This is a genomic window from Collinsella aerofaciens (genome assembly GCF_028209395.1).
Taxonomy (GTDB): Bacteria; Actinomycetota; Coriobacteriia; order Coriobacteriales; family Coriobacteriaceae; genus Collinsella; species Collinsella aerofaciens_AZ.
Genome location: NZ_JAQLDQ010000025.1, coordinates 1 through 26324, shown reverse-complemented (window position 1 = coordinate 26324; position 26324 = coordinate 1). Strand labels below are relative to the sequence as shown.

The window sequence follows — 26324 nt, the reverse complement described above, 5'->3', positions numbered from 1 at the left end:
ATCATGCTTCACTCTCAAATCAACGCGCATAAAGAAAGCCTCCCATTTCTCATGTCCAAGAAATGGGAGGCAGTTCAAAGTCTTCTGAGGGGTGTTTCCAGATAAAAGTTTGGTTATTGCCCTCATATTTGATGACATCCGTGATGCTCATAGTCCTCCTGCTTCCATGGTTAGTGATGTGGATTTGCTAAGATAGCCGCCGTTGCTACGACGGCAAAAGAAGTGCTGAGACCCAGGCGCAGGATGTCGCCGGGGTACAGCTGGGCGGGTGCGCCGGAGCTGATGTCGAGTTCGCTGTTATCGGCTGTTCGAATCAGATGCGTGCCGTTGGTCGAACCGAGGTCTTGTGCGTACCAAGCATTGTTCTCGGCGAAGATGCGGAGATGCTTGGCGGAGACATCCAGCCCAACATCGGTGACAGCGCCGTCTTCGAGTGCGAGCGCTCCGATGATGGAGCCCATGGTAGAAGGCTCAATGACATAAGGGCCCCCGACGACGAGTTCGTTGTCGATCCTGATAAGGCCGATCGCACGTTCGGTGCCCGTTTGTTTTAAATCGCATGGACAGAAAGAAATACTTGAGGGGGTAAACGACCTGACGTTCTCTGCGAATTCAAAGCGGTCCCTGATGTACGCGATAGCACGGGCCGGATCGCACCAACAGGCGGTCGAAACAACGAGCGTGATTGAGATAAGAGCCCTGTCATCTTTGTCTGGCTGGCTGCTGACGAGGCGCGAGGCGGCGTTCCGGTAAAGGAGCCCATTACGCCCACAGGCACCGAGCGCTTGAGCCATCGTGTCAGTCGCTGCCGCAATCATGGTATAGATGTCGGCGTTCGAATACCCTTTTTCCCGTAGCTTGTGCAGGATTTGATTCGATGCGCAGGACCAGTCGGCAAAGTAGCGATCTTCTAGGGAGCCCGGCTGCGAGTGCACAATCGTGCGCGAAAGCCAGCTGGTGTCCTGTGCCATTTGGGCGGTAGGCTGTCCATTTGTTAACGGCAGATCGGATAGTAACAGTTCGGCAAATGCGCGATGGCTCAGGGTAAATGAAGTCTTGAACAGGGAGAACATGACCTCGAGCGGTGTTTGCCGTCTTGGCATGACATTCTCCCTTCCTTGAACTTATTCGCTAAATAAAGGATAAGGGTGCCACTAGCCGATTTTACTGTGCAACAAATTGCATGTCGGTGAGCGGTCACGCCACCTGATGCGTTTGCTCCAGCATGAGAACTGGTTATCTTAGGGGCGCTATGCGGTCGCGTTTTGATTAGGATGGCACGACTCAGCCGCCCTTCGGGAAGCTGTGTCCCGGAATGGGCGCTCAGAGTGGGATGCAGTTTCCGCAAGGAGGTCCTGGGGGAAACCGTGCCCCGTTCTGATCCGAAATACTGGGACATAGTTTCCCTTTCATAACAGGAGAAGGCGCGCTGTCTGCAGTTGATTCAGACGGCGCGCCTTTTTGGTTGAGCTATGTTGAAGCTTGAAGCCAAAGCTTGTGGCTCCTTAGGAGCGGGCGGCTCCGTCGACGGGGAGCACGGCGCCCGTGACGTAGGAGGACATGTCGCTCGCCAGGAAAACAAAGGCGTTGGCGACATCCTCGGGCTCGCCCATGCGACCCAGCGGAATGGTGGCGATGATGGGCTTGATGACCTCTTCGGGCAGGTTGGCGACCATGTCGGTCTTAGTCACGCCGGGGGCGACGGCGTTGACGCGGATGCCCATGGGAGCGAGCTCGCGCGAGAGCGACTGGACCATACCGTTGACGGCAAACTTGGACGTGGGGTAACCGACGCCGGAGGGCTGGCCGTACTTGGCGACCATCGAGCTTGTGGTAGTGATGGTGCCGCCGTGGCCGGCCTCGGTCATGATCTTGGCGGCAGCCTGGTGGCCATTAAAGACGGCGACGACGTTAAGGTCCATGACCTTTGCGAACTCCTCGGCCGTGTAGTCCAAGAGGGGTGAACGCTGGGAGATACCGGCATTGTTGACGACCGTGTCCAAGCCGCCCATGTCGGCTGCAGTCTGCGTAAAGGCCTCAGTCACGGCCTCGAGCGAGGTGAGATCGCAGGAGCGACCCCAGACCTTGGCGTCGGGATAGGCGGCTGTCAGCTTCTCAACGGCCGTGTCGGCAGTCTCTTGGCGCGAGCCAAAGACGGTGACGGCAGCGCCTTCCTCGATAAAACGGCAGGCGATGGCATAGCCGATACCGCGTGTGCCTCCGGTGATGATTGCTTTCTTGCCCTCGAGCAACATGGTGCTTCCTCTCATCGCGGGCGGACATTCGCAACACAGCGTAGCCGTAACCGGAATCGGCCGTGTTTGCATATCGGTGAACGGTAGCCCGCGTTACCGATGAGCGGCTCGCGCAAATGTGCTCTGCCGTTGTGCTTAGGGCAGGTGACAAAAGGGCTCCCGTCCCACATCGGACGGGAGCCCTCAAGGCGCGTATTGCTAGGCGAGCGTTGGGCTAGTTCGCCATGACGCCTTCGGTCCAAGCTTCAACGTCCTCGATGCGCAGGACGTTGGCGACCTCGGCCACGCAGTCGACGCTGGCAAGCTCGGCGGCGGCAGCCTGGACGTCCTTCTCGAGCGCGCGGTGCGTTAGGAAGATGACCGAGCAGGCATCGCTGACGCCCGATTTGCCGTCCTCGACCTGGTTGATGAGCGAGATCGAGATGTTGTGCTTGGCAAAGATGTCGACCGTCTCGGACAGGGCGCCCACGCGGTCGGCGACTTTCAGGCGCACATAGTACTTGGTCTGGAGCTCGTCCATGGGCTTAAAGGCGAGGTTGTGACCATAGGGCTCAATCTCGGGCAGCGGAGCAACGCCGCGGCTGATCTGCTCGGAGAGCGACAGGATGTCGCCCACGACGGCACTCGCGGTGGGGAAGGAGCCTGCGCCGGCACCGTAGAACATGGTCTCGCCCACGGCGTCGCCTACCACGTAGACAGCGTTCATGGCGCCGTTGACCTTGGCGAGCATGTGGTCGGCGGGGATCAGCGTGGGATGCACGCGGACGTCGACGCCGGCGTCGGTGTTGCGTGTGATGCCCAGCAGCTTGATGGTGTAGCCGAGCTCGCGGGCCTGGGCGATGTCCTCGGCGCCGATGGTACGGATACCCTGCTGGTAGACATCGTCGGTGGTCACGCGGGTGCCAAAGCCGATGGAAGCGAGGATTGCCGTCTTGCTGGCGGCGTCGAAGCCGTCGACGTCGGCGGACGGGTCGGCCTCGGCATAGCCCTTAGCCTGGGCGTCGGCGAGCACGTCAGCGTAATCGGCGCCCTCGGCGTCCATGCGCGACAGGATGTAGTTGGTGGTGCCGTTGAGGATGCCGGCGATGGTCAGGATCTTGTTACCCACCAGGTCGTGCTCGAGCGTGCTGACAATGGGGATGCCGCCACCGCAGCTGGCCTCGCACTTAATCTGCACGCCGCACGCACGTGCCTTCTCGGCAAGCGTCTCGACATGGCGGCCCAGCAGGGCCTTGTTGGCGGAGACGACATGCTTGCCGTTCTCGAAGGCAGTGGTGAAGATCTCGGTTGCGGGATGCTCGCCGCCAATCAGCTCGACGACGATGTCGACGGCGGGGTCGGTGACGACATCGTGCCAGTCGCTCGTAAAGGCCTCGCGCTCAATGCCTGCCGCCTCGGCCTGCTCCCAAGCAAGCGCGCAGGCGCGGGTCAGCTTAAGGTCGATGCCGTAGGCTGCCAGGTACTCATCGTGGTGGCTCTTGATCAGACGGGCCACGCCGCCGCCGACGGTTCCCAGACCGATCAGACCGACGTTCACGGTGCGCAGGGGTTCGCTCATAGATAACTCCTTCGTGCATCTTATGGATGGATAAACCGCTTAAAGGTTGAGTGCATTCTAGCGTGAACCGGGGGCGCGTGCTCGCCAGGCAACAGGAGCCGCACAAAACGGCACCCCCGAAACGCTGCGGAAACATTGGAAACACGCTCGCTACAAACGGACTTCCGTAACAAACTGTCAACGTTTGCGCCATAAGGTTTGCCCTGTACCGCAAGACGGCCGCACCGCGGCCAGCGAAAAAAGGGGGACACCATGTTCAACATCAACAGCACGCTCAGCCGTAGGAACTTTCTCGCCGGCGCTGCGGCGCTCGGCAGCACCGCAGCACTCGCTGGTTGCTCGTCGGGTGGCTCGGACGGCGGCACCGCCGATGACGGCAAGACCTTCAAGATCGGTGTCATCGGCCCTCTGACCGGCGCCGCGGCAACCTATGGCGTTTCGGCCGAGAAGGGTGCCAAGCTTGCCGCCAAGGATTTCTCGACCAAGGACCTCAAACTCTCGCTTAAGTCCGAGGATGACGTCGCCGACGGCGAGAAGGCTATCAACGCCTTCAATACCCTGTGCGACTGGGGCATGCAGGCGCTCGTCGGCCCCGTCACGACTGGTGCCGCCGTCGCTGTCTCGGGCGAGATCGCCGACGATATGCTCATGGTCACGCCTTCGGCCTCGTCGCTCGACGTGACCAAGGATAAGACAACGGTCTTTCAGGTTTGCTTCACCGATCCCACCATGGGTGCCAGCGCCGCGAAGTTCTTGGCCGAGAAGTATGCAGACGCCAAGATCGCCCTGTTCTACAACTCCGGCGATACGTACAGCTCGGGTGTTGCCGATGCCTTTGCCGAGCAGGCCAAGGAGTCCAAACTTGATATCGTCGATACCGAGACCTTTAAGGACGACTCCTCCACGAGCTTTACCAACCAGCTCACCAAGGCCAAGGAGGCCGGCGCCACGCTCATCTTTGCGCCGATCTACTACACGCCGGCGTCCGTTTTGCTCAAGAACGCCAAGGACATGGGATACGACATGACCCTCATGGGTACCGACGGCATGGACGGCCTGCTCTCCGTTGAGGGCTTCGACACCTCCCTTGCCGAGGGCGTGCTGCTCATGACCCCGTTCTCTGCCGACGATGAGAAGAACGCCGACTTCGTCAAGGCATATAAGGACGCCTACGACGAGACGCCTAACCAGTTTGCCGCCGATGCCTATGACTGCGTCCATGCGATTGTCGAGGCTATCGATAAGGCAGACATCGACATCACGGCCGACGGCGCCGACATTGCCGGCGATCTTGCCAAGGCCATGCGCAAGATCAAGATCGAGGGCCTGACGGGCGAGCTCACGTGGAACGACGAGGGCCAAGTCGAGAAGCCCGCCACAGCCTATGTGATCCAGGACGGCAAGTACATCGCCGCCTAAGTGCGCAAAAGTGCGACCGGTGAGGCCGTTTTATTCAGGGCAGGGACGCTTGTAACGGAATGGAAACATTACTTTCACACAATAAAGTGGCTAAACTGCATAAACCAATAGAAATACGCATAATTATGGATAAACGGACAAAACAAAAGAAAAGTTGAAATAATCGCCACTTTTCTCAACTAAAGCGTCTACTATTTTGCGAACGCCGAACACGGCGAAGGATGGCCTGTTGGGTAACCGAAACCCGACGAGATTTGAGAGGAGAGCCGCATGTCGAGCCTCACCGGTAAGTCATTGAACCCTGTTATGAATCGCAGGAGCGTTATCGCGAGCGCAGCAGGTCTGGGGGCGATGTCTATTCTAGCTGGCTGCTCCTCCAACGGCGGCGACAGCGGTTCCGCTTCGGGCGACGCTTCGTTTAAGATCGGCACCATCGGCCCGCTGACCGGCGCCAACGCGTCCTACGGCAAGTCCGTTACCCAGGGTGTCGAGCTTGGCTGCAAGGATTTCTCGACCAAGGAGCTGCCGCTTGCCAGCAAGGCCGAGGATGACCAGGCCGACGGCGAGAAGGCCGTCAACGCCTTTAACACCCTGCTCGACTGGGGCATGCAGGCCCTCGTCGGCCCGACCACCACGGGTGCGTCGGTTGCCGTTGCCGCCGAGTGCGGTAACGACCCCGAGACGTTCATGATCACTCCGTCCGCGTCCTCCGAGGACGTCACCAAGGGCAAGGATTGCGTCTTCCAGGTTTGCTTTACCGATCCCAACCAGGGCGTCAACGCTGCCAAGTTCCTGGCGCAGAAGTATGCGGACGAGAAGTTCGTACTGTTCTATAACTCCGGCGACGCCTATTCTTCGGGCATCGCAGATTCCTTTAAGGTTCAGGCCGCTAAATCCAAGCTCGAGATTGTTGACGAGGAGACCTTTAAGGACGACTCCGCCACGAGCTTTACCAACCAGCTCACCAAGGCCAAGCAGGCCGGCGCTACCATGATCTTTGCGCCGATCTACTACACGCCGGCGTCCGTCCTGCTCAAGAACGCCAAGGACATGGGCTACGACGTCAAGATGATGGGCTGCGACGGCATGGACGGCATCCTGGGCGTTGAGGGCTTCGACACCTCTCTTGCCGAGGGTCTGCTGCTCATGACCCCGTTCTCCGCCGACGACGAGAAGAACGCCGACTTCGTCAACGCTTACAAGGATAAGTATGGCGAGACTCCGGACCAGTTTGCCGCCGACGCTTACGACGGCGTGCACGCGGTGGCCGAGGCCCTCGAGGAGGCCGGTCTTGGTGTCGACGCCGACCCGACCGAGGTCGCCGAGAAGCTGCCTAAGGCTATGCTCAAGATTACCGTTGACGGTCTGACCGGCAAGCTCACCTGGAACGATAAGGGCCAGGTCCAGAAGGAGCCCACGGCGTACGTCATCACCGACGGCAAGTACGTACAGGCCTAATAAGCCGCCTTACATAGAGCGGTTTTGATCCCAAGCAGGGGAGGTTTTGGCCTTCCCTGCTTGCTTGGTATCTAGGGACAGTGTAACGTCCCTGTTTCATACATTAACTGGAAACCTATTCGAAAGGGGGATGTGGAACATGACGGTCTTTATCCAATACCTGGTCAACGGCCTGTCCATGGGCAGCGTCTACGCCATCATCGCGTTGGGCTACACCATGGTCTATGGCATCGCCAAGATGCTGAACTTCGCTCACGGCGACGTTATCATGGTCGGTGCCTATGTCTCGTTCTGCGCCACGTCGTATCTCGGCCTCCCGGGCTGGGCATCTGTAATTCTCTCTTGTGTGGTCTGTACCGTTCTCGGTGTTCTCATCGAGGGTCTGGCATACAAGCCGCTGCGTCAGGCGGGCCCGCTGGCCGTTTTGATCACGGCCATCGGCGTGTCTTACTTCCTGCAGAACGCCGCGCAGCTTCTGTGGGGCGCCACGCCCAAGAACTTCACTTCGCTCGTCACCTTCCAGGTGCCGGAGTTCTTGGCCAAGTTCAATGTAAGCGCCGTATCGCTCGTCACCATCGTCGCCTGCCTGGTTATCATGGCCGGCCTGATGTTCTTTACAGGTAAGACCAAGATGGGCAAGGCAATGCGTGCCGTGTCCGAGGACAAAGCCGCCGCTCAGCTCATGGGCATCAACGTCAACCGCACCATCTCGATGACGTTTGCTATCGGCTCCGCCCTTGCTGCCATCGCCGGTGTGCTCCTGTGCTCCTACTCGCCGGTCCTGCAGCCCACCACGGGCGCCATGCCTGGCATCAAGGCCTTCGACGCTGCCGTTTTCGGCGGCATCGGCTCCATCCCCGGTGCCTTTGTCGGTGGCATTCTCATCGGCATCATCGAGGCGATGGCGCAGGCCTACATTTCCACGAGCCTTGCCAACTCCATCGTCTTTGGTGTTTTGATCATCGTCCTGCTCGTCAAGCCTGCCGGCCTCTTGGGCAAGTACGTCCCCGAGAAGGTGTAGGTGAGCGTTATGAAGTTTCTTAAAGACAAGCAGACGCGTCACGACTTTGTTACGTACGCCATGTGCCTTGTGGCGTTCGCCATCGTGTTCTTTATGCAGTCCAACCACATGATTCCGCGCATGATCGCCGGTCAGCTGGTTCCCATCACGGCCTATATCGTCATGGCCATCTCCCTCAACCTCGTCGTCGGCATCGCGGGCGACTTGTCGCTGGGCCACGCGGGCTTTATGAGCGTCGGCGCCTACACGGGCATCGTCACCGCGGTCGCCCTCGAGAGCGCCGTTCCCTCCGATCCGGTGCGCCTTATCATCAGCATCGTGGTCGGCGCCATCGCTGCCGCTATCCTGGGCTTCTTGATCGGCATCCCGGTCCTTCGCCTGAGCGGCGATTACCTGGCTATCGTGACGCTGGCCTTTGGCGAGATTATCAAAGAGATCGTCACCTTTCTCATTGTGGGCGTCGATTCCCGCGGCCTGCACGTGATCTTTAACATCACGGGTAACTCCACAATCGACGATCTGCACCTGCTCGAGGACGGTACCGCCATCATCAAGGGCGCCCAGGGCGCCTCGGGCGTGTCGACGTACTCGACCTTCCTCGCCGGTGCCATCCTGGTCATGGTTGCGCTCGTGATCGTACTCAACCTGGTTCGCAGCCGTACCGGCCGTGCCATTATGGCCGTGCGCGACAACAAGATCGCTGCCGAGTCCGTGGGCATCTCCGTCACCGAGTACCGCATGATCGCCTTCGTGGTTTCCGCCGCTCTCGCCGGCGCTGCCGGAGCCCTCTTCGGCGGTAACTTCTCGCAGCTTTCCGCTACCAAGTTCGACTTCAACACGTCCATCCTCATCCTGGTGTTCGTGGTCCTGGGCGGTCTGGGCAATATGCGCGGCTCCGTCATCGCGGCGGCGTTGCTCACGGTGCTTCCCGAGCTGCTCCGTCAGTTCTCGGACTACCGCATGCTCATCTACGCCATCGTGCTGATCCTGGTCATGATCTTTACCAACAACCCGCAGCTCAAGGCGTTCTTCGCACGCATTAAGGACCGCTTTGCTTCCAAGAAGGAGGTGGCAGTCGATGCCCAGTAAGTTTGAGTTCAACAAGGGCAAGATGGTCCCGTATCCTTCTGGCGCCATCGTTCCCGATCGCGACCTGGGCCAGCGCCCGGCGCTCGAGTGCATCCACTTGGGCATTGAATTTGGCGGCCTTAAGGCAGTAGACGACTTTAGCCTGACCATCGGTAAGACCGAGATCGCCGGTTTGATCGGCCCTAACGGTGCCGGTAAGACCACGGTCTTCAACCTGCTCACCAAGGTGTACCAGCCCACGCACGGCACCATCCTGCTCGACGGCGAGGACACCTCGGGCAAGTCGGTCTATCAGGTCAACCGCATGGGTATTGCCCGTACATTCCAGAACATTCGCCTGTTCAACACCATGACGGTGGAGGATAACGTTAAGGTCGGCCTGCATAACCAGGAGCGCTACTCCGGCTTTGAGGGCGTGCTGCGCCTGCCGACGTATTGGAAGCACGAGAAGGCCGCCCACGAGCGCGCCATGGAGCTGCTGTCCATCTTTGATATGGAGCACCTGGCAAACGAGCAGGCCGGATCGCTGCCATACGGCGCTCAGCGTCGTCTGGAGATTGTCCGCGCGCTTGCCACCAACCCCAAGCTACTGCTGCTCGACGAGCCTGCCGCCGGCATGAACCCGTCCGAGACCGCGGAGCTCATGGAGAACATTGTCAAGATCCGCGACACCTTTGGCATTGCCATCATGCTTATCGAGCATGACATGTCGCTCGTCATGAACATCTGCGAGGGCATCTGCGTGCTCAACTTTGGCAAGGTCATCGCCAAGGGTACGGCCGAGGAGATCCAGAATAACGACGCTGTTATCGAGGCGTATCTGGGCAAGCAGGATAAGGGGGAGAACTAAATGGCAGAGCCGATGCTTTCCGTCTACAACATCAACGTCTGGTACGGCGCCATCCACGCCATCAAGGACATCTCCTTTAACGTCAACGAGGGCGAGATCGTGGCCCTGATCGGCGCGAACGGCGCCGGCAAGTCCACGACGCTTAAGACCGTCTCGGGCCTGCTGCGTTCCAAGACCGGCTCCATCAAGTTTATGGGCGAGGACATTACCCATACGCCTGCCGATAAACTGGTGGGCAAGGGCCTGGCCCAGGTGCCCGAGGGCCGTCGCGCCTTTTTGCAGATGACGGTCGAGGAGAACCTGGAGATGGGCGCCTACACGCAGCCCAAGTCCACGGTGGCTCCGGGCCTTGAGCGCGTCTACGAGCAGTTCCCGCGCCTTAAGGAGCGCCGTCGCCAGGTCGCCGGCACCCTTTCGGGCGGCGAGCAGCAGATGCTCGTTATGGGGCGCGCCCTTATGAGCAACCCCAAGCTGCTCATGCTCGATGAGCCTTCCATGGGTCTGGCGCCGATTCTGATTGAGCAGATCTTCCAGATTGTCGAGGACCTGCACAAGGCCGGCACCACGGTGCTTCTGGTCGAGCAGAACGCCCAGATGGCGCTTTCAATCGCCACGCGCGGCTACGTGCTCGAGACCGGCAAGATCACCATGACCGGCAGCGGCCAAGAGCTGCTCCACGACGACAACGTCCGCAAAGCCTACCTGGGCGGCTAGATAGTTACGCGGTTTTACCAAACCGCGTAACGGCTCGACGCTGCGCGAGCGCCAGAGCGACAACTTGTCATTCAAAGAGGGCGGCATGACCAGAAGGTCAATGCCGCCTCGTTTCAAGGCACCTTGCTCGCTCTGGCGGGCTTTCGCTGTCGTTGCCAAAACATCGACGTTGGGGGTAGTCGTTGGGGACGTTCTTGAATGACTAGTCGTTTAAGAACGTCCCCAACGACTAGGTCAAAAGGCTCCGAGTGCGGCGTGCTCACGCCCGTCGTGGTGTGCCCGAAGGGGGATGGCTGCTACGAGCTCGATCATTTGCGAGTAGAAGACGAACCAGCCGTTGCAGATCCAATATGGATCTCGCCAACCTCGGCAAGCTGCTCGATGAGTGGAAGCCCTGTCGGGTCGTCCATTTCAACACCACCCAGAATGATGGTGTCATCGCGCAGGTCGATCTGCGTGTTGAACACAGCGAGGTTAAAGCCGGAGGCCACAAATCCGATAGCAGCCAGGACGAGCCCCGTGGCAACAAGCCCACCCGCTACGGCAAGGTAAATCTTTTTTACGCTGGACATGTTTGCACTCCTTCCTATGCCGTGAGCGGCGCCGCTTCAGCGCCCATGCGGCTCTTATTGCCTCGATCTTTCCAGAAGGGCGAAACGGCTTTCTTCGCCCAAAGGGCAGAGAGGCGCGCGATCTGCTTGGACGCCGTCCAGGCGCCTGCTCCCGTGAGGAGCGCCACACCGATGGAAGCGAATCCCATTCCCATCGAGGCCAAAACGTACGGAACATGCCCGATAATGATGCCGTCCACGGCGAACAGGAGCCCTACCAGGCCCGCGCCCCCGAATGCCGCGGCCACGATCCACACGCAGAGCGCAAGAACCCAAATACAGATGTAGACTGCAGCGGCAACGGCGACGAACGCGAGCAGCAGCGGAATCCATACCGGAGAGCCCACGATGGCGAGCGCCCATAGAAGTGCCGTGCTCTTGCGCTTGGTCCTCGCGATCGCGCGCGGCACGGCGGGCAGTTCGTCGAGCGTTGCCTCGGCGACCTCACCGGGCGTGCCCATGGCGGCCACAGCCTCGGCCTCCGTCATGCCGTCCTCCATACGGTCGGCGATGGCCTCCGCGTAGAACTCCTGCGTTTCCTTTACCTGATCTGCCGGCAGGCAGGCCAGAAGCTCGCCCAGCCGGTTCAAGAACTCATCGCGCGTCATGGTGCGCCCCCTCCACGTAACGGTAGATCTCCTGCACGGATGGCCATTCGGCGAGGAACTCGGCGATACGCTCGCGCCCGGCGTCCGTGATGCGGTAGTACCTCCGCAGCCGCCCGTTGTGTTCGGCGGAGCGCGCGGTGATGCAGCCCGCCTTCTCCAGGCGCTTGAGCAACGGATAGAGCGTGGATTCCGTGAGTCCCATACTCGCGGGCACGTCCTTCACGATCTGATAGCCGTAGGATTCCTCGCCCGAGACGGCCGCGAGCACGCAGGCCTCGAGGAAGCCGCGCTTCATCTGTGCCTCCATCCGCACACCTCCTTTCGTAGTATACTGTGTAACACCTACTATATGACACATAGTATATGATGTCAACAGTTGTCGTATAGGGAGTCTGGTCTGTCTGTCCCCTGCGGGTACTCATTGGGGACGTACTTAAATGAGTGCCCATCGCTCAAGGTGGCACCTGGGGACGTTCCTTATGTGCCGGCACTTTGGGACACTCCTTGTCAAGGTTTTGTTCCATCGTGCGGGTTGCTATTTAACGTGCGACAATGCCGTGTGGAAATAGAAATGTCTTCTGGGGGCTATCTATGCTGTACGAATTTTGCGCCGAGAACTTTGAGCGAGTGCCGGCGGCCATCGAGGCTGGTGCGGGGCGCATTGAGCTGTGTGACAACCTTGCCGTCGGTGGCACCACGCCTTCCGCCGGCGTTATTAGCGCTACAGTCAGTTACGCTCACGAGCATGACGCGCGAGTGATGTGCATGATTCGTCCGCGTGGTGGCGACTTTCATTACAACCAGGACGAGCTGCGCATGATGGAGATGGACCTGGGCCTTGCTGTGAGTGCCGGCGTTGACGGCCTGGTCTTTGGCTGCTGCAAGCCCTGTGCCAGCGGCTGGGCGCTCGACGAGCTCACCCTCGGCGCCCTCGTTATGGCTACGGGCTGCGCGACGGAGGAGTGCAAGCGCGAGCCCCTTGACATCACCTTCCACATGGCATTTGACCAGCTCTCGCCCGAGGTTCAGCTCGATGCGATTGATACACTTGCCGACTGCGGCGTTACGCGCATCCTCACACATGGCGGTGCGGCCGGTACGTCGATCGAGGATAATTTCGATCACCTGGCTCGTTTAATCGAGTATGCGGGCGATCGCTTGACCATCCTTCCCGGCGGCGGCATCACTACGGCAAATCGCGACGCGGTCGTGGCGGCGCTAGGCGTCTCCGAGCTCCATGGCACCAAGATCGTGCCGCTGGGGGTATAACCCGTGGCGCTGGTATTTGACGTCCAGCAGGCGAGCGGCAAGCCCGACGATAATCGTCGCCCTGGCACCGCGTGCCCCTTTTGCGACACGGAGGGGCTCGCCAACATCATCCAGCGCGATGGTGACTGCATCTGGCTCGAGAATAAGTTCAAGACCTTGCGGGCCACCCGTCAGACCGTATTGATCGAGTCGGCCAATCACGACGCCGACCTGGCGACCTATGAACCAAATGAGCTGCATCATGTGATGCGGTTTGCCCTGGGCTGTTGGCAGCAGATGATCGATTCCCAACAGTACCGCAGTGTGCTCATGTACAAGAACAAAGGCCCGCTTTCGGGCGGCAGTCTCGTCCATCCACACATGCAGATTGTGGGCTTGGAACAGGAGGACGGCTATGCGGCGCTGACTTCCGCCAATTTCGAAGGCGTCAATGTCTGGCAACAGGGGAGAGTCTCGGTCAACATCTCAACCGAACCGATCATGGGGTTCTTTGAGGTCAATGTTTCAGTCCCACAGGGAATCGCCGCCAGCGACGACGCCCGCGACCAAGCCGAAGCGGACCTGTTTGCCGATGCGATTCAGGTGGCCCTGCGCTATATCCTGCACGAACACCACGGCGGTCGCGCGGAGTCGTACAACTTGTTCTTCTACCACATGGACGGCCGGACCATTGCCAAGGCGTTGCCACGTTGGGTGGTATCGCCCTACTTCGTGGGCTATCGTCTGGCCCAGGTTAATGCCGAGACCACGCTCGATATCGATGCTGAGCGCCTACGCGCGCATCTGGAAACGCTCGTATAGCAAGGCGAGCGCCTTCGAAAAGTGTGCTGCCTAGCGTGCCATCGCGTCGCGCCCAGCCTTGACCCGCTTGCGCTGTTTGGCGCGCTCCTCGCCGGTTAGGCGCTCAAAGAGGTGCCCGATAATCGAGGCCAGCACCTGCTGAAACAGCGTTCCGCACATGACGGGAAACACGACTTCGCCTGGAAAGTACTGCGTGGCGATGACGGCGCCCGAAGAGATGTTACGCATGCCGCAGGTAAAGCACATGGTAGTCGTCTCGCTATATGGCAGATGCAGCGCGCGGGCGACCAGAATGCCGACGACAAAGCCGCTGATGGCGAAGGTCAAAATAAAGAGGGCGACTTCCAGGCGCACCGCATTCATGTGCAGCACGTACTCGCTCATGGCGGTGGAGTTGGAGGCGATGACACCCATCATCATGAACTTACAGGCGGGCGAAAGCGCGGGGGAGAGTTTCTCGTGTCCCCATCCGCGCGTGAACTCGTTGATCACGATGCCGAGCACGGCGGGGATGGCGATCATAAAGGCCATGTTCTGCATCATGCCCGGAACATCGATTGCAACGGTGGCACCCAGCAGGAGCTTAAGCGTGAGCGGAATCGTGACGGGCGAGATGACCGAGGACGTCAGGATGATGGTGAGCGCGAGCGGGCCGTTGCCGCCGAACATGCTGATCCACATAAAGGCGGTGACTGCCACGGGTACGCTGTACTCGAGCACGATGCCGCAGACAAGGTTTGGGTTGGAACCAAAGAACAACGATCCTGCGGCATAGGCTGCAAGGGGGATGAGCGCCGCCGAGACGAGCAATGCCGCAATCAGATGCAGCGGACGGCGGAACACCTCAGTAACCTGATGGAAAGTGTTGCTGAGCGCACCTTGGAACGTCATAAAGGCAAACAGGGCGGGAACGATTGGCTTGAGCACGCCGATCTGCTGGGGAAAGAGCACGCCGAGCGTAACGCAAATCGGAACGATGACCTGCATGTACCCCGCGAGAAACTTACCCAGTCCAACCCATTGCTTCATATGCTCTTGTGACTCCCTTTGCTCGTGAATCCGTTTTGAATGGATATGCTAGACGCTCGCATGCGTCCGTGTGTCAGAAACGCTTGAATATTTCGAGGCTATTACCGGCATCGTTTACCGAAACCGCGGCGTGCCGCGAGGTTCTGCGTCCGTGCCGCACGGTATAATAAATCCGTTCAACAGATCTGCCTGCCGAAGCGGGCATACACAGAGGACTCATCGCTATGAACCGTGAGAGGTATCGCGGCGACCTGCCCCTATCGGGGGTGGGCGCCTATGTCATCGCTTAAGACGACGCATCGCTGGGCGGTCGCTCGGCAAAACCCCGAGCTCGAAAAGGAGCTTTCGGCTGGCCTGGGCATACCCGGGCTGGTGGCGCGCATTATGGTTGCGCACGGCATTACATCCATCGAGGAAGGCCAGCTGTTTTTGACGCCTTCGCTCGATCGCGACTGGGCGGACCCGCTCGTTATTCCGGGCATGGCGGTCGTCGCTGACCGCGTTGAGCGTGCTATTCGCAGCCACGAGCGCATCGCCGTCTTTGGCGATTTTGACGTCGACGGCATTACGTCGACTTGTCTGTTGACCGAGGCGCTACGTTCGTTTGGCGCCAACGTCACGCCGTTTATTCCGCATCGCTTTGACGAGGGCTACGGCCTGTCGCGTGCGGCGCTCGACCGCGTCAACGAGCTCGCCCAACCCAACCTGATCGTGACCGTCGATAACGGCATTGCCGCCAAGGAGGAGGTCTCCTATCTGGAGAGCCTGGGGATCGATTTGGTGGTCACGGACCATCACGAGCCGTCCGACCAGGTGCCGCAGGGCGTGCCCCTGACCGACCCCAAGCTCGAGGACGAGGGCCCCTCGCGCGAGCTTGCCGGTGCCGGCGTGGCGCTCAAGCTGGTGCAGGTCCTGGGCGAGCGTTTGGGCAAGCCGTCGTATTGGCGTTCGCTGATCGAGGTCGCGGCGCTGGGCACCGTGTCCGACATGATGCCGCTCACGCCCGAGAATCGCGCACTGGTCGCCGAGGGCATCCAGCAGATGCGCGTGACGGCCCGTCCCGGCTATATCGCGCTTGCCGCACTTGCCAAGGCCGACCTTTCTACCATTACGGCCGACGGCCTGTCGTTTTCGCTCATCCCTCGTCTGAATGCTGCCGGCCGCATGGCTGATCCCAAGCTGGCGCTCGACCTGCTGCTTGCCCGCGATCCTATCGAGGCAAGTGCACTGGCAGCCGAGCTCGAGGAAATCAACCGTCAGCGCCGCGAGATCGAGGCCGAGCTTACGCGCGATGCCATGGCGAAGGTCGAGGAGACTTATGACGGCGGGCGCGCAATCGTCGTGGGCGGCGAGGGCTGGCACGAGGGCGTCAAGGGCATCGTGGCGAGCCGCCTGACCAATCGCTATCACGTGCCGGCGCTGCTCTTCTCGATCGAGGACGGCGTTGCACGCGGATCGGGTCGCTCGGTGGGCAAGGTCAACCTGTTCGATGCCGTCGAGCGTTGCTCCGATCTGCTGATTCGCCGCGGCGGGCATGCCGGTGCGGTGGGTGTAACCATCGAGGCATCCAAGCTCGATGAGTTCCGCCGTCGCCTTTCGGCCGTGCTATCGGAGCTTCCCGCCGATGACTTTGAGGACACTGACGAGGTTGCCGCCACCGTTGACCTCTCCGAGCTAAATATCGAGACTATCGAGCAGATTTCTCGTCTTGAGCCGTTTGGCCAGGGCAATAAGGTGCCGCTTCTGGCTGCCGAGGGCGTGACGATGTGCGATCGCGCCGTGGTGGGCAAAACCGGCGAGCACATGCGCTTTGTGGCGACCGATGGCGCCGCGAGTGTGCCGGCCATCATGTTCCGCGTGCCGCAGATCGATAGGCTCATCAATTGCGACAGCGCCGTCGACTTGGTGTTCGAGGCCGTGGCCGAGCATTGGCAGGGACGCGTGAAGCCCAAGCTCATGATCAAAGATGTCTTGGTGCGCGATACCGCGGCGTCCAATATCGACGATCCGGCATGCGAGCTTCGCCGCGGCGTGCAGCCGGCGGATTCTGGCCTGCGCCTGGAGTCGCGTAAACGCGAGACGCTCGCCCAGCTTTCTTATACCGAGCTCACGCGCTCGCTTATCCATAGCTTTATCGGCTCGAACCAGCCACATCGCGCGCAGGTCGAGGCACTCGACGCGCTCGCCGACCACCAGAGCGTTTTGGCCGTTATGGGGACGGGACGTGGTAAGTCGCTCATCTTCCATGTGCACGCCGCGCGCGAGGCGGTCCTTCGAGGGCGTGCGAGCATCTTTGTCTATCCGCTGCGCGCGCTCGTTGCCGACCAGGCCTATCATCTTTCATCGACGATGGCTGCACTCGGGATTGGCGTGGGCGTGTTGACCGGCGAGACCGTGGAAGCAACGCGCGATGACGTGTTTGCCGGCCTGGCTTCGGGCCGCACCGGTATCGTGCTCACGACGCCCGAGTTCCTATCTATCCACCGTGATCGCTTCGCGCGTTCGGGCCGCATCGGCTTTGTCGTTATCGATGAGGCGCACCATGCCGGTCTTGCCAAGGGCGGCGACCGAAGCGCATACCTCGACATGCCCGATATCCTCAAGGCCCTGGGCGATCCGGTCGTTATGGCGGCGACGGCCACCGCGACGGCTCCGGTCGTGGCGGAGCTTGCCCGCGTGCTGTCGATTGCCCGTACGGTGGTCGACGAGACCGTGCGCGAGAACTTGCGGCTCGAGGACGACCGCGATCTTGCGAGCCGCGAAAACCGCCTGGTGTCCATCGTCGCGACGGGGGAGAAGACCGTCATCTACGTCAACTCGCGTGATCAGTCCGTGGCGCTTGCCAAGACGCTACGCAAACGCGTTCCCGACTACGCGTCGCATATCGCCTTTTACAACGCGGGCCTTACGCGCACCGACCGCCATCGCGTAGAGGAGGCGTTTCGTGACGGATGCCTCAGCTGCATCGTCTCGACCTCTGCCTTTGGCGAGGGCGTCAACCTTCCCGATATTCGCCATGTCGTGCTCTATCACATGCCGTTTGGCGCGATTGAGTTTAACCAGATGAGTGGCCGCGCCGGTCGCGATGGACAGCCCGCCGTGATTCACCTGCTCTATTCGTCGCGCGACGCCCGCATTAACGAGCGCCTACTCGACTGCTATGCGCCTGAGCGCGACGAGCTCGTCACGCTCTATCGCGCGCTGCAAACCATGTGGCGCTCCAACCGCGGCAAGACCGGGGACGATTCCTTTAGCGCGAGCGATATCGACATCGCGCAGATGTGCCTTGCCATCGATGCTCGCACGCCGGTCGACGAGCGCTCGGTGGAAAGTGGCCTGGGAATCTTCGAAGAGCTTGGCTTCTGTCGCGTTTCGGGGTTTGACGACACCCGTCGCATCGCGATGGCCGAAAACCCCGGCCGTGTGCAATTGAGCAGGTCAATTCGCTATTTGGAGGGCTTGCGTTCGCGCATGGAGTTCTCGGCTTTCCGGAGTTGGGCGCTCGATTCGTGCGCTTCTGATATGCTAGCCAAAGTTAACCGCCCGATCGTACCGCGGGCCTAGGGGAAGGGGACCTCGATGGATGCCGCAGCCCGTACCGCCCATGATTCCGCCCTCCAGCCGTTCTCGGAGATGGAGCACTATAAGCATGCCGATGAGCTGCCGCCCGAGATTATGGCGGACAGCTACGACAAGCTGGAGCGCCTGTGCCTCAAATATATGAATGAGGACGACTTTTCTAAGGTGGAGCAGGCCTATTGCTTTGCTGCCGAGAAGCACTGCAACCAAAAGCGCCGCTCGGGTGAGATGTACATCAACCATCCCGTCGAGGTGGCCATCATTTTGGCCGATCTCAAGATGGACTGCGATGTGGTGTGCGCCGCGCTGCTGCACGATACCGTCGAGGATACCGAGACCTCGCTTGCCGATGTTTCCGGCCTGTTTGGCGATACGGTGGCCGAGCTCGTCGATGGCGTGACCAAGCTCACCAACATCGAAGTCGACAGCATGGACGAGAAACAGGCGCTCACGCTGCGAAAGATGTTCCTCGCCATGTCCAAGGACATCCGCGTCATCATCGTTAAGCTTGCCGACCGTCTGCACAACATGCGCACCCTTGCGGCCCTGCGTGAGGACCGTCGCCTGTTTAAGGCCCGCGAGACCATGGACGTGTATGCGCCCCTGGCCGACCGTCTGGGCATGAGCTCCATTAAATGGGAGCTCGAGGACCTGTCCTTCTTCTATCTTGAGCCCGACGCCTACCAACGCATCGCGCGCATGGTGGCGGAGTCGCGCGAGGTCCGTGAACGCTATCTGGCCGAGACCATCAAGACGCTCACCGACGAGCTCAACCGCATTGGCCTGGAGGACTTCCAGATCAACGGCCGTTCCAAGCACTATTGGTCCATCTACCAAAAGATGAAGCGCAAGGGCAAGGAATTTTCCGAGATCTACGACCTGGTGGCACTGCGCGTCATCACGCATTCGGTACGTGATTGCTACTCTACGCTCGGCGCGGTGCATACGCTGTGGCACCCCATGCCTGGTCGCTTTAAAGACTATATCGCCATGCCCAAGGTCAATAACTACCAGTCGCTCCACACGACGGTTATCGGCCCCACGGCCCGCCCGCTCGAGATTCAGATTCGTACCTACGAGATGCACGAGCAGGCCGAGTACGGTATTGCCGCTCACTGGCTCTATAAGAAGTCGGGCGGATCGTCTGCGTCTAAGACCAATGATGCCCAGCGCTTGGACGACCAGATTAACTGGCTCAAACATTCGCTCGATTGGGCTGCGTCTGATGAGATCACCGACGCCAAGGAATACCTGCATTCGCTGAAGGTCGATCTGTTCGATCAGGAGATCTTCGTCTTTACGCCCAAGGGCGAGGTCATGGCGCTTCGTGCCGGCTCCACGCCGCTCGACTTTGCCTATGCCGTTCACACCGAGGTGGGCAACCACTGCGTCGGCGCTAAGATCAACGGTGCGGTGGCCCCGCTCGCGCACGAGATCAAGACGGGCGACCGTGTCGAGATTCTGACCAACAAGAGTTCCAAGCCGTCGCGTGATTGGCTCAAGATCGTTAAGACACCTTCCGCCAAGTCAAAGATCCGCCGTTACTTCGCCGCCGCGACCAAGGACGACGACGCTGCCGCCGGCCGCGATATACTGGCTAAGGACCTGCGCAAGCGCGGATATGGCATCTCTACGCCACGATCCACGCGTGCGCTCAACGCCGTGGCGGAGCAGTTTAACTATAAGCAGCTCGAGGACCTGTTTGCCGCCGTTGGTGCGGGCAAAGTCGCCCCACGTGCCGTTGGCAATAAGGTCGAGCAAATCTTGGACCCCAAACCCGAGGAACAGCTCACCAAGGCCGAAGCCATTGCCGAGGTCGTCAAGCAGCCTGCCCGCGGCTCCAACCGCAAGCCGCAAAAGCGCGGCAAGAGCGCCAGCAACGGCATTATCGTCAAGGGCGAGAGCAACAGCGGCCTGCTGGTCCGTCTGGCCCATTGCTGCAACCCCGTGACGGGCGACGACATCGTCGGCTTCATCACGCGCGGTCGCGGCGTCTCGGTGCATCGCGCCAACTGTCCCAACGTCAAAGGCCTTATGGAACATCCCGAGCGCATGATCGACGTGGAGTGGGACGGCGCTGCCGACACCCTCTTCCAGGTCGAGATCGTGGTGGAGTGCCTGGACCGCATGGGCCTGCTCAAGGATGTCACCATTGCTATTGGCGATGCGGGCGGCAATATCCTTTCTGCCGCCACGTCGACCAACCGCGAGGGTATTGCAACCCTGCGCTTTATGGTCGAGATCTCGGACGCGAGCGGCCTGGATCCGTTGCTTGCCTCTATCAGCAGCGTTGACTCGGTCTACGACGCGCGTCGCTTGATGCCCGGCGAGGGTGGAGCCCAGCTTAAGCGCCGCGTTTAGTCGCGACGAACGTGCCACATTATCGATATTCGCTACACTCGAGGCATCGTTTGATGCCTCGAGTTCTATAGAGAGGAGAGGGGCATGAGTGCTGTGTCCTTGGATTTAACTCCCAAGGGATCGGTCGAGATCGAGACGCTCGTAAACGGTCCCATTCAGACCAATAGCTATGCTGTTATTTCGGACAATGAGTGCGTGATTATCGATCCCGCATGGGAAGGCGAGCGTTTGGTGGAGCATATTCGAGCCGAGCATCCCGGCGTACGCGTGCTTGGCGCCGTATGCACTCATGGCCATGCCGATCATGTTGGTGGTGTTGCCGGCGTGCGAACCACCGTTGGCGAGGGCTGCCAGTATGAGCTGTGTGCTAAGGATGTGACGGTGCCGCATGCGAACATCGAGGAGCAGCGAGCTATGTGGGGCATTGAGACGCCCGACCCCGGGGAGCCGACGCGCCTGCTCGCCGAGGGCGATGCTATCGAGGTGGGCGATATCTGCCTGCAGGTGATCGAGACGCCGGGGCATACGCCGGGCGGGATCGTCTTGTTTGCTGCCACCGAGCAGGGGAACATTGCCTTTGTGGGCGACACCCTGTTTCCGGGTGGGCACGGCCGCACCGATCTTTCTGGAGGAGATGGGGCGGCTATTCTGCGCTCGCTCTCCAAGCTCGCCCGGCTTCTTCCGCCCGATACCGTTTGCCTAACCGGCCATGGCGATTCGACCACCATGGCACGCGAGCTCATACAGAACCCTTTCATGCAGATGTAGCTTAATGGTCGGCTTTTGAAGCACGAGAAGCGTCCAGACGTCAAGCTATTTTTCCCCAACGGGTCGATTCCGTAGGGCAAACGGTCAAAAAAGTCTGTTTGGACGATATTCGTGAACAAACGAACGTTTATGCTCGGGTGCGCCGTGGTAAAATCTCAGGCGTTATCGGAGCAACCTTACAGGAGGTTTCTTTTATGCTCGTCAACGCAGCAGACATGCTCAAGAAGGCCGAGGCCGGCAAGTACGGTCTCGGTGCCTTCAACACCAACAACCTCGAGTGGACCCTGGCTATTCTCCAGGCCGCCGAGGAGGCCAAGTCTCCGCTGATCCTTCAGTGCACCGCTGGTGCCGCTAAGTGGATGGGCGGTTTCAAGGTCTGCGCCGACATGGTCAAGGCTGCCGTCGAGGCCACGGGCGTTACCGTTCCCGTCGCCCTTCACCTCGATCACGGTTCTTACGAGGACTGCTTCAAGTGCATCGAGGCCGGCTTCACGTCCATCATGTATGACGGCTCTCACGAGGAGACCTTCCAGCTTAACCTCGACCGCACCAAGGAGCTCGTTGAGCTTGCCCACTCCAAGGGCATGTCCATCGAGGCCGAGGTCGGCGGCATCGGCGGCACCGAGGACGGCGTGACCTCCAGCGGCGAGCTCGCTGATCCTGCTGAGTGCAAGCAGATCGCTGACCTGGGCGTCGACTTCCTCGCCTGCGGTATCGGCAACATCCACGGCGTGTACCCCGCCGACTGGGCTGGCCTTTCCTTCGAGCGTCTGGGCGAGATCAAGGCCCAGACCGGCGACCTGCCCCTCGTCCTGCACGGTGGCACCGGCATCCCCGAGGATCAGATCAAGAAGGCCATCTCCCTGGGCATCTCCAAGATCAACGTCAACACCGACCTGCAGCTCGTCTTCGCCAAGGGCGTCCGCGAGTACATCGAGGCTGGCAAGGATCAGCAGGGCAAGGGCTTTGACCCCCGCAAGCTCCTCAAGCCTGGTCGCGACAACATCGTTGCCCGCACCAAGGAGCTCATGGAGGAGTTTGGCTCCGTCAACAAGGCGTAAGTAGCGGTTTAACGTTCCCGCCGGAGGCCCCGTTTCCCTACGCTGGTTCCCTCGCGCTCACCTGGCTTCGCCAGAAGTCGCGCGACGGAATCAGCTCCGGGGAAACGGGGCCTCCTTTGTTAACTCGCTGCAGGGTTACTGGGCTGTATAAAAAAGTTCCTGGCTTTGCCAGAAGTCGCGCCAAGGAAACAGTTCCGGGGGACGGGGCTTCCTTCGTTTAACGCCGCAGGGTTACAAGTCTGAATTCATTTTTAGAGGTATCGTCTATCGGTGTTGAGAGCTCCTTTATTGGGGCTTTCTTTTTTATCTCGCTACAATGTGCTTCAAGCGTTCTAATGACTTGGAGTTTGGTATGGCTGTTATTGATGTGCTGCCTTCGGATGGGAAGGTTATTGACGGGGGTCCTGTTGGCTGCTCTGTTGATGTTTGCAGTGATGATTTTCGCCATCTCGATATTGGGCTACCGCCCGAGATTCTTCGTCTTAAGGATGCCGGGTATTTGACGCAGGCTGTTGCTGCCTGCGATCGCCTTTTGGAGCAGAACCCTGAGCCTTCGCTGGCTGCTTGTGTTCGTGCAGAGCGGTATCGCATGCTCGAGACGCCGCTTCATTTTTCGGTGTCGCGTGATCGGGCCATTGCGATGATTCGCGAGGAGTGGCCTGAGTTTACCGAAGAGCAGTTTGATGACCTGATTAATCGTAAGCGTATTGACTGGCGCTTTATCGATGGCGAACTGTTCGTTCTCGACAACTTCCTCGATTCGCTTCGCGTATATCCCAAAGAGGTTCCCGGCATGCGGCCCGATTCTACGGACGGAATAGCACTGCGCAACGAGATGCTCAAGGAGATGGAGTCACAAAACGGATTGGCTCGCGTCATTACGCTTAAAGCGTCCGTGTCTGTCCCCGGCGCTCTGGAAGGGGAGACCGTTCGCGCGTGGCTACCCGTTGCCGCCGCCTGTCGTCAACAGTCTCATATCGAGGTTCTCGATATGACGCCGGAGGGTGCTGTTGCCCCCGCGAATGCTTCGGCGCGTACCGCCTCGTGGTCTTCTTCGAGTGAGCGCTCATTCTCGGTGACCTATCGCTATCAAATTGATGCCGCTTATCGTGATGTCTATGGGGGTGCGCTTCCGGTGCATCCTTGCATGGACACGCCACTGCCCGTGGACACCTCCGAGGACCGTCCGCACATTGCATTCACGCCGTATCTACAGCAGCTGACAGCCCGTGTCATTGACGGGCTCGAGGATCCGCTCGATCGCGCCCGTGCTATCTATGATTACCTGACGCAGTACATCGACTATCGCTATCAGCCGCCGTACTTGCTTTTGGGATCTATTGCCGATGACTGCGCGCATTCGCTCCGCGGCGATTGCGGCGTTATGGCGCTCACGTTTATCACCATGTGCCGTATCGCGGGCGTGCCTGCCCGTTGGCAGAGCGGCCTGTATGTTGCGCCCGATTCGGTGGGGTCGCACGACTGGGCAGAGTTCTATACGCCGCAGACCGGATGGCTCAACGCCGACGTGTCATTTGGATCTTCTGCTCGCAGGATGGGGGAGGAGTGGCGCCGCCGTCACTACTTTGGCAATCTCGACCCGTGGCGTATGGTGGCCAACAATCGATTCCAGGCAGAGTTTGAGCCCTCTTTCGACGGCATGCGCGAGGACCCTTACGATAACCAGATGGGTGAGGCTTCGGTCGACGGTCGCGGATGCCGTCGGCGCGAGATGCTCCGCACGGTCGAACTCATCGAAATGCTCGAAGTTCCATTTTCGGACTAATCGGTAGAAAGCTGTGATAAACTAACTCACGCATTGCGTGCCCGAGTGGCGGAATTGGCAGACGCAGTGGACTCAAAATCCACCGTTGGCAACAACGTGCGAGTTCGAGTCTCGCCTCGGGCACCATACATGCAAGTGAGCGTTCAAGGGGGTTGCGGCCCCCTTTTTCGTGCCGAACTCGCGTGAGCGCGCGAAGCGTTAAGCAAACAGGCCTGTGGCCTGTTTGTAGCGGAGCGTGGCGAGGGCGCCACGCGCCCGAAGCCCGGGGCTTCGCGAAGCGAAGGCCCTTCGAGTCTCGCCTCGAGCACCATACATGCAAGCGAGCGTTCAAGGGGGTCAAGGTCCCTTTTTCGTGTACGTAATGTGATAACGCGCTGTACGTGTTATTATTCGCAAGGCGTTGTTCCCGCAATGCCCTAAAGAGGAACCTGAGGGTTCCCACCTTTTGGCGCCAATGAGCAGCTGACTGGTCATACAACTTAGATTCCCTTCCTCAAATCGAGGAAGTCTATGTGTACGACCTGGTTGCTGAGAAGCGCCGGGTTATTTTTTTATGAATGGAGGTAGGGAAAATAGCTAAGTCTGATGACACCCGCATCAACGACGAGATCACTGCATCTTCGTGTCGTTTGATTGGCGTCGATGGCTCTCAGCTCGGCCTGTTCGCCATCCGCGATGCCCAGCGCGTCGCCGACGATCAGGGTCTCGACCTGGTCGAGATCGCTCCCAACGCGGAGCCGCCGGTCTGCAAGGTCATGGACTACGGTAAGTTCAAGTACCAGCAGGCCATGAAGGCCAAGGCTGCTCGTAAGAACCAGTCCAAGGTCGAGGTCAAGGAAATGAAGTTCCGACCCAAGATCGACGTTGGCGACTACGAGACCAAGAAGGGCCACGTTCTGCGTTTCCTCAAGAAGGGCGCACGCGTTAAGATCACCATCATGTTCCGCGGCCGTGAGATGGCTCACCCGGAGCAGGGCCTTAACGTTCTCGAGCGTCTCGCCGAGGATCTCAAGCCTTACGCTACGGTCGAGTCCAAGCCTAAGATGGAAGGCCGTAACATGCTTATGCTGCTCGCCCCGATTAAGGGCGCCTTCGATGAGGATAAAGCGGCAAGCGATAGCAAGTAACTAGTGTTCTGTAACCGATTAAGGAGTATTTCATGCCTAAGATGAAGTCCCACAGCGGCACCAAGAAGCGTTTCCGCAAGACTGGTACCGGCAAGCTTATGCGCGCCAAGGCTTTCAAGAGCCACATCCTGAGCAAGAAGTCCACCAAGCGTAAGCGTGGCTTCCGTCAGGAGACCGAGATCGCCGCTGCCGACCGCAAGGTCATCAAGTCGCGTCTCGCCTAAGTTCGCGTTCCCGTTTTTCGTTTTACCGTCTAGGAGTTGATAGAACATGGCACGTATTAAGCGCGCTGTTGCCGCCAAGAAGAAGCGCCGTACCGTTATGCACCGTGCGAAGGGTTACTACGGTGCCGCTTCGCGTACTTACAAGCATGCTAAAGAGCAGGTCCAGCACTCCCTGCAGTATCAGTATCGTGATCGCCGCAACAAGAAGCGCGAGATCCGTTCTCTCTGGATCACCCGTATCAACGCTGCTGCTCGCCTGAACGACATCTCTTACTCTCAGTTCATGCACGGCCTGAAGGTTGCCGGCATCGAGCTCGACCGCAAGGTCCTGGCTCAGATGGCTTACGAGGACATCGAGTCCTTCAACGAGCTGGCTGCCATTGCCAAGAAGGCTCTCGAGGCCTAATAGATTCTCTTGAATCGCTAGGGGAGTGTCGCGTTGTGCGCGGCGCTCCCTCTTTTTATCTGAAGCGCGGTTTACATTGCTAAAAGCGCGGGTAGATAGACACTTACAGGTGACCGATCTCTATATATTTCTAAACCAAAGGGTCATCATCTGATACGTGCGGAAGATCCGCACCAGTCTTTCTATTAGCTATAGAAAGCGATATGTTGTGTAGGACTTGTGAAGAGTGGAATTGACGACCCACAGGGCTTCGCGGTCTGGCAATATATCTCCTTGCCGCGCGGCCCGGTCGGACCGGATCAGCCGCCAGGCGTGCACCTTGAGAACCGG

23 protein-coding genes and 1 tRNA gene are annotated in these 26324 nt (G+C 59.6%); 17 read left to right on the top strand and 7 right to left on the bottom strand.

Features of this window, described 5'->3' with window-relative positions:
* Positions 1 to 170 precede the first annotated feature (170 nt).
* The 3 genes from PMW67_RS08480 to PMW67_RS08470 all read right to left on the bottom strand — a co-directional run bounded on the left by PMW67_RS08480 (position 171) and on the right by PMW67_RS08470 (position 3813).
* Positions 171 to 1103, bottom strand: a complete 933-nt coding sequence (locus PMW67_RS08480; protein ID WP_117774287.1) for an FHA domain-containing protein — start codon at positions 1101 to 1103, stop codon at positions 171 to 173.
* 402 nt (positions 1104 to 1505) lie between these two features.
* On the bottom strand, positions 1506 to 2255 hold the full coding sequence (locus PMW67_RS08475) for an SDR family NAD(P)-dependent oxidoreductase (protein ID WP_117645711.1): 750 nt from the start codon (positions 2253 to 2255) through the stop codon (positions 1506 to 1508).
* A gap of 214 nt (positions 2256 to 2469) precedes the next feature.
* Entirely contained in the window at positions 2470 to 3813 is a 1344-nt protein-coding gene (locus tag PMW67_RS08470) for a homoserine dehydrogenase (protein ID WP_271739470.1), read from the bottom strand.
* Between the two features lie 252 nt (positions 3814 to 4065).
* Between PMW67_RS08470 and PMW67_RS08465 the strand changes: the two genes are divergently transcribed.
* The 6 genes from PMW67_RS08465 to PMW67_RS08440 all read left to right on the top strand — a co-directional run bounded on the left by PMW67_RS08465 (position 4066) and on the right by PMW67_RS08440 (position 10364).
* Positions 4066 to 5232 (top strand): ABC transporter substrate-binding protein, encoded by a 1167-nt coding sequence (locus PMW67_RS08465; protein WP_089573311.1) that lies wholly within the window; start codon positions 4066 to 4068, stop codon positions 5230 to 5232.
* A 270-nt stretch (positions 5233 to 5502) separates the two neighbouring features.
* Positions 5503 to 6690, top strand: a complete 1188-nt coding sequence (locus tag PMW67_RS08460; protein ID WP_117855262.1) for an ABC transporter substrate-binding protein — start codon at positions 5503 to 5505, stop codon at positions 6688 to 6690.
* A gap of 139 nt (positions 6691 to 6829) precedes the next feature.
* Positions 6830 to 7711: a branched-chain amino acid ABC transporter permease gene (locus PMW67_RS08455; protein WP_117582912.1), complete on the top strand. Its 882-nt coding sequence runs from the start codon at positions 6830 to 6832 to the stop codon at positions 7709 to 7711.
* A gap of 9 nt (positions 7712 to 7720) precedes the next feature.
* Positions 7721 to 8800, top strand: coding sequence for a branched-chain amino acid ABC transporter permease (locus PMW67_RS08450; RefSeq protein WP_271739472.1), 1080 nt, complete (start codon positions 7721 to 7723; stop codon positions 8798 to 8800).
* On the top strand, positions 8790 to 9650 hold the full coding sequence (locus PMW67_RS08445; RefSeq protein WP_089573307.1) for an ABC transporter ATP-binding protein: 861 nt from the start codon (positions 8790 to 8792) through the stop codon (positions 9648 to 9650). Before PMW67_RS08450 ends, PMW67_RS08445 begins: the two co-directional genes overlap by 11 nt.
* Positions 9651 to 10364 (top strand): ABC transporter ATP-binding protein, encoded by a 714-nt coding sequence (locus PMW67_RS08440; RefSeq protein ID WP_197032240.1) that lies wholly within the window; start codon positions 9651 to 9653, stop codon positions 10362 to 10364.
* Between the two features lie 308 nt (positions 10365 to 10672).
* Here the strand turns inward: PMW67_RS08440 and PMW67_RS08435 are convergent, their stop codons facing one another.
* From PMW67_RS08435 to PMW67_RS08425, 3 genes are read right to left on the bottom strand one after another with little or no spacing between them, the layout of a single operon-like run.
* The gene (locus PMW67_RS08435; RefSeq protein WP_117734502.1) at positions 10673 to 10936 is read right to left on the bottom strand and encodes a hypothetical protein; all 264 of its coding nucleotides are present in this window, start codon (positions 10934 to 10936) and stop codon (positions 10673 to 10675) included.
* 14 nt (positions 10937 to 10950) lie between these two features.
* Complete coding sequence (locus tag PMW67_RS08430) at positions 10951 to 11583, bottom strand: DUF1700 domain-containing protein (RefSeq protein ID WP_117655177.1); 633 nt, start codon at positions 11581 to 11583, stop codon at positions 10951 to 10953.
* Entirely contained in the window at positions 11570 to 11890 is a 321-nt protein-coding gene (locus PMW67_RS08425) for a PadR family transcriptional regulator (protein WP_187362357.1), read from the bottom strand. The genes PMW67_RS08430 and PMW67_RS08425 overlap by 14 nt, the downstream gene beginning before the upstream one ends.
* A gap of 284 nt (positions 11891 to 12174) precedes the next feature.
* Between PMW67_RS08425 and PMW67_RS08420 the strand changes: the two genes are divergently transcribed.
* Together PMW67_RS08420 and PMW67_RS08415 are read left to right on the top strand one after the other, a co-directional pair.
* The gene (locus PMW67_RS08420; protein WP_117774291.1) at positions 12175 to 12852 is read left to right on the top strand and encodes a copper homeostasis protein CutC; all 678 of its coding nucleotides are present in this window, start codon (positions 12175 to 12177) and stop codon (positions 12850 to 12852) included.
* 3 nt (positions 12853 to 12855) lie between these two features.
* Positions 12856 to 13653, top strand: a complete 798-nt coding sequence (locus PMW67_RS08415) for a DUF4931 domain-containing protein (protein WP_271739468.1) — start codon at positions 12856 to 12858, stop codon at positions 13651 to 13653.
* Between the two features lie 30 nt (positions 13654 to 13683).
* On the opposite strand, the gene PMW67_RS08410 is transcribed toward PMW67_RS08415, so the two are convergent.
* Positions 13684 to 14682 carry a bile acid:sodium symporter family protein gene (locus PMW67_RS08410; protein WP_117774293.1) on the bottom strand — a complete coding sequence of 333 codons (999 nt, stop codon included), beginning with the start codon at positions 14680 to 14682 and terminating at the stop codon, positions 13684 to 13686.
* A gap of 276 nt (positions 14683 to 14958) precedes the next feature.
* On the opposite strand from PMW67_RS08410, the gene recJ reads away from it, so the two are divergent.
* The 9 genes from recJ (at position 14959) to rplT (ending at position 25994) form a co-directional block, all read left to right on the top strand.
* Positions 14959 to 18246 carry a single-stranded-DNA-specific exonuclease RecJ gene (gene recJ, locus PMW67_RS08405; RefSeq protein ID WP_117774294.1) on the top strand — a complete coding sequence of 1096 codons (3288 nt, stop codon included), beginning with the start codon at positions 14959 to 14961 and terminating at the stop codon, positions 18244 to 18246.
* A 15-nt stretch (positions 18247 to 18261) separates the two neighbouring features.
* On the top strand, positions 18262 to 20622 hold the full coding sequence (locus tag PMW67_RS08400) for a RelA/SpoT family protein (protein WP_271739466.1): 2361 nt from the start codon (positions 18262 to 18264) through the stop codon (positions 20620 to 20622).
* 84 nt (positions 20623 to 20706) lie between these two features.
* Positions 20707 to 21390 carry an MBL fold metallo-hydrolase gene (locus PMW67_RS08395; RefSeq protein WP_117774296.1) on the top strand — a complete coding sequence of 228 codons (684 nt, stop codon included), beginning with the start codon at positions 20707 to 20709 and terminating at the stop codon, positions 21388 to 21390.
* Positions 21391 to 21584: 194 nt separating this feature from the next.
* Positions 21585 to 22451, top strand: a complete 867-nt coding sequence (gene fba, locus PMW67_RS08390) for a class II fructose-1,6-bisphosphate aldolase (protein WP_035137086.1) — start codon at positions 21585 to 21587, stop codon at positions 22449 to 22451.
* A 352-nt stretch (positions 22452 to 22803) separates the two neighbouring features.
* Positions 22804 to 24237 (top strand): transglutaminase-like domain-containing protein, encoded by a 1434-nt coding sequence (locus tag PMW67_RS08385; RefSeq protein WP_271739464.1) that lies wholly within the window; start codon positions 22804 to 22806, stop codon positions 24235 to 24237.
* A gap of 39 nt (positions 24238 to 24276) precedes the next feature.
* Positions 24277 to 24363: transfer RNA gene (locus PMW67_RS08380), tRNA-Leu, on the top strand.
* Between the two features lie 431 nt (positions 24364 to 24794).
* A complete protein-coding gene (gene infC / locus PMW67_RS08375) occupies positions 24795 to 25364 on the top strand; it encodes a translation initiation factor IF-3 (RefSeq protein WP_089573296.1) in 570 nt (189 codons plus the stop codon).
* Between the two features lie 32 nt (positions 25365 to 25396).
* Positions 25397 to 25588, top strand: a complete 192-nt coding sequence (gene rpmI / locus PMW67_RS08370; RefSeq protein WP_006234422.1) for a 50S ribosomal protein L35 — start codon at positions 25397 to 25399, stop codon at positions 25586 to 25588.
* A 46-nt stretch (positions 25589 to 25634) separates the two neighbouring features.
* Positions 25635 to 25994, top strand: a complete 360-nt coding sequence (rplT, locus tag PMW67_RS08365; RefSeq protein ID WP_022094123.1) for a 50S ribosomal protein L20 — start codon at positions 25635 to 25637, stop codon at positions 25992 to 25994.
* Positions 25995 to 26324: the final 330 nt, after the last annotated feature.

Excerpts from the sequence above, each read along its gene's own strand:
- PMW67_RS08480 (WP_117774287.1), bottom strand. The coding sequence starts at position 1,103 with ATGCCAAGACGGCAAACACCGCTCGAGGTCATGTTCTCCCTGTTCAAG.
- PMW67_RS08475 (WP_117645711.1), bottom strand. The coding sequence starts at position 2,255 with ATGTTGCTCGAGGGCAAGAAAGCAATCATCACCGGAGGCACACGCGGT.
- PMW67_RS08470 (WP_271739470.1), bottom strand. The coding sequence starts at position 3,813 with ATGAGCGAACCCCTGCGCACCGTGAACGTCGGTCTGATCGGTCTGGGA.
- PMW67_RS08465 (WP_089573311.1), top strand. The coding sequence starts at position 4,066 with ATGTTCAACATCAACAGCACGCTCAGCCGTAGGAACTTTCTCGCCGGC.
- PMW67_RS08460 (WP_117855262.1), top strand. The coding sequence starts at position 5,503 with ATGTCGAGCCTCACCGGTAAGTCATTGAACCCTGTTATGAATCGCAGG.
- PMW67_RS08455 (WP_117582912.1), top strand. The coding sequence starts at position 6,830 with ATGACGGTCTTTATCCAATACCTGGTCAACGGCCTGTCCATGGGCAGC.
- PMW67_RS08450 (WP_271739472.1), top strand. The coding sequence starts at position 7,721 with ATGAAGTTTCTTAAAGACAAGCAGACGCGTCACGACTTTGTTACGTAC.
- PMW67_RS08445 (WP_089573307.1), top strand. The coding sequence starts at position 8,790 with ATGCCCAGTAAGTTTGAGTTCAACAAGGGCAAGATGGTCCCGTATCCT.
- PMW67_RS08440 (WP_197032240.1), top strand. The coding sequence starts at position 9,651 with ATGGCAGAGCCGATGCTTTCCGTCTACAACATCAACGTCTGGTACGGC.
- PMW67_RS08435 (WP_117734502.1), bottom strand. The coding sequence starts at position 10,936 with ATGTCCAGCGTAAAAAAGATTTACCTTGCCGTAGCGGGTGGGCTTGTT.
- PMW67_RS08430 (WP_117655177.1), bottom strand. The coding sequence starts at position 11,583 with ATGACGCGCGATGAGTTCTTGAACCGGCTGGGCGAGCTTCTGGCCTGC.
- PMW67_RS08425 (WP_187362357.1), bottom strand. The coding sequence starts at position 11,890 with ATGGAGGCACAGATGAAGCGCGGCTTCCTCGAGGCCTGCGTGCTCGCG.
- PMW67_RS08420 (WP_117774291.1), top strand. The coding sequence starts at position 12,175 with ATGCTGTACGAATTTTGCGCCGAGAACTTTGAGCGAGTGCCGGCGGCC.
- PMW67_RS08410 (WP_117774293.1), bottom strand. The coding sequence starts at position 14,682 with ATGAAGCAATGGGTTGGACTGGGTAAGTTTCTCGCGGGGTACATGCAG.
- recJ (WP_117774294.1), top strand. The coding sequence starts at position 14,959 with ATGTCATCGCTTAAGACGACGCATCGCTGGGCGGTCGCTCGGCAAAAC.
- PMW67_RS08400 (WP_271739466.1), top strand. The coding sequence starts at position 18,262 with ATGGATGCCGCAGCCCGTACCGCCCATGATTCCGCCCTCCAGCCGTTC.
- PMW67_RS08395 (WP_117774296.1), top strand. The coding sequence starts at position 20,707 with ATGAGTGCTGTGTCCTTGGATTTAACTCCCAAGGGATCGGTCGAGATC.
- fba (WP_035137086.1), top strand. The coding sequence starts at position 21,585 with ATGCTCGTCAACGCAGCAGACATGCTCAAGAAGGCCGAGGCCGGCAAG.
- PMW67_RS08385 (WP_271739464.1), top strand. The coding sequence starts at position 22,804 with ATGGCTGTTATTGATGTGCTGCCTTCGGATGGGAAGGTTATTGACGGG.
- infC (WP_089573296.1), top strand. The coding sequence starts at position 24,795 with ATGGAGGTAGGGAAAATAGCTAAGTCTGATGACACCCGCATCAACGAC.
- rpmI (WP_006234422.1), top strand. The coding sequence starts at position 25,397 with ATGCCTAAGATGAAGTCCCACAGCGGCACCAAGAAGCGTTTCCGCAAG.
- rplT (WP_022094123.1), top strand. The coding sequence starts at position 25,635 with ATGGCACGTATTAAGCGCGCTGTTGCCGCCAAGAAGAAGCGCCGTACC.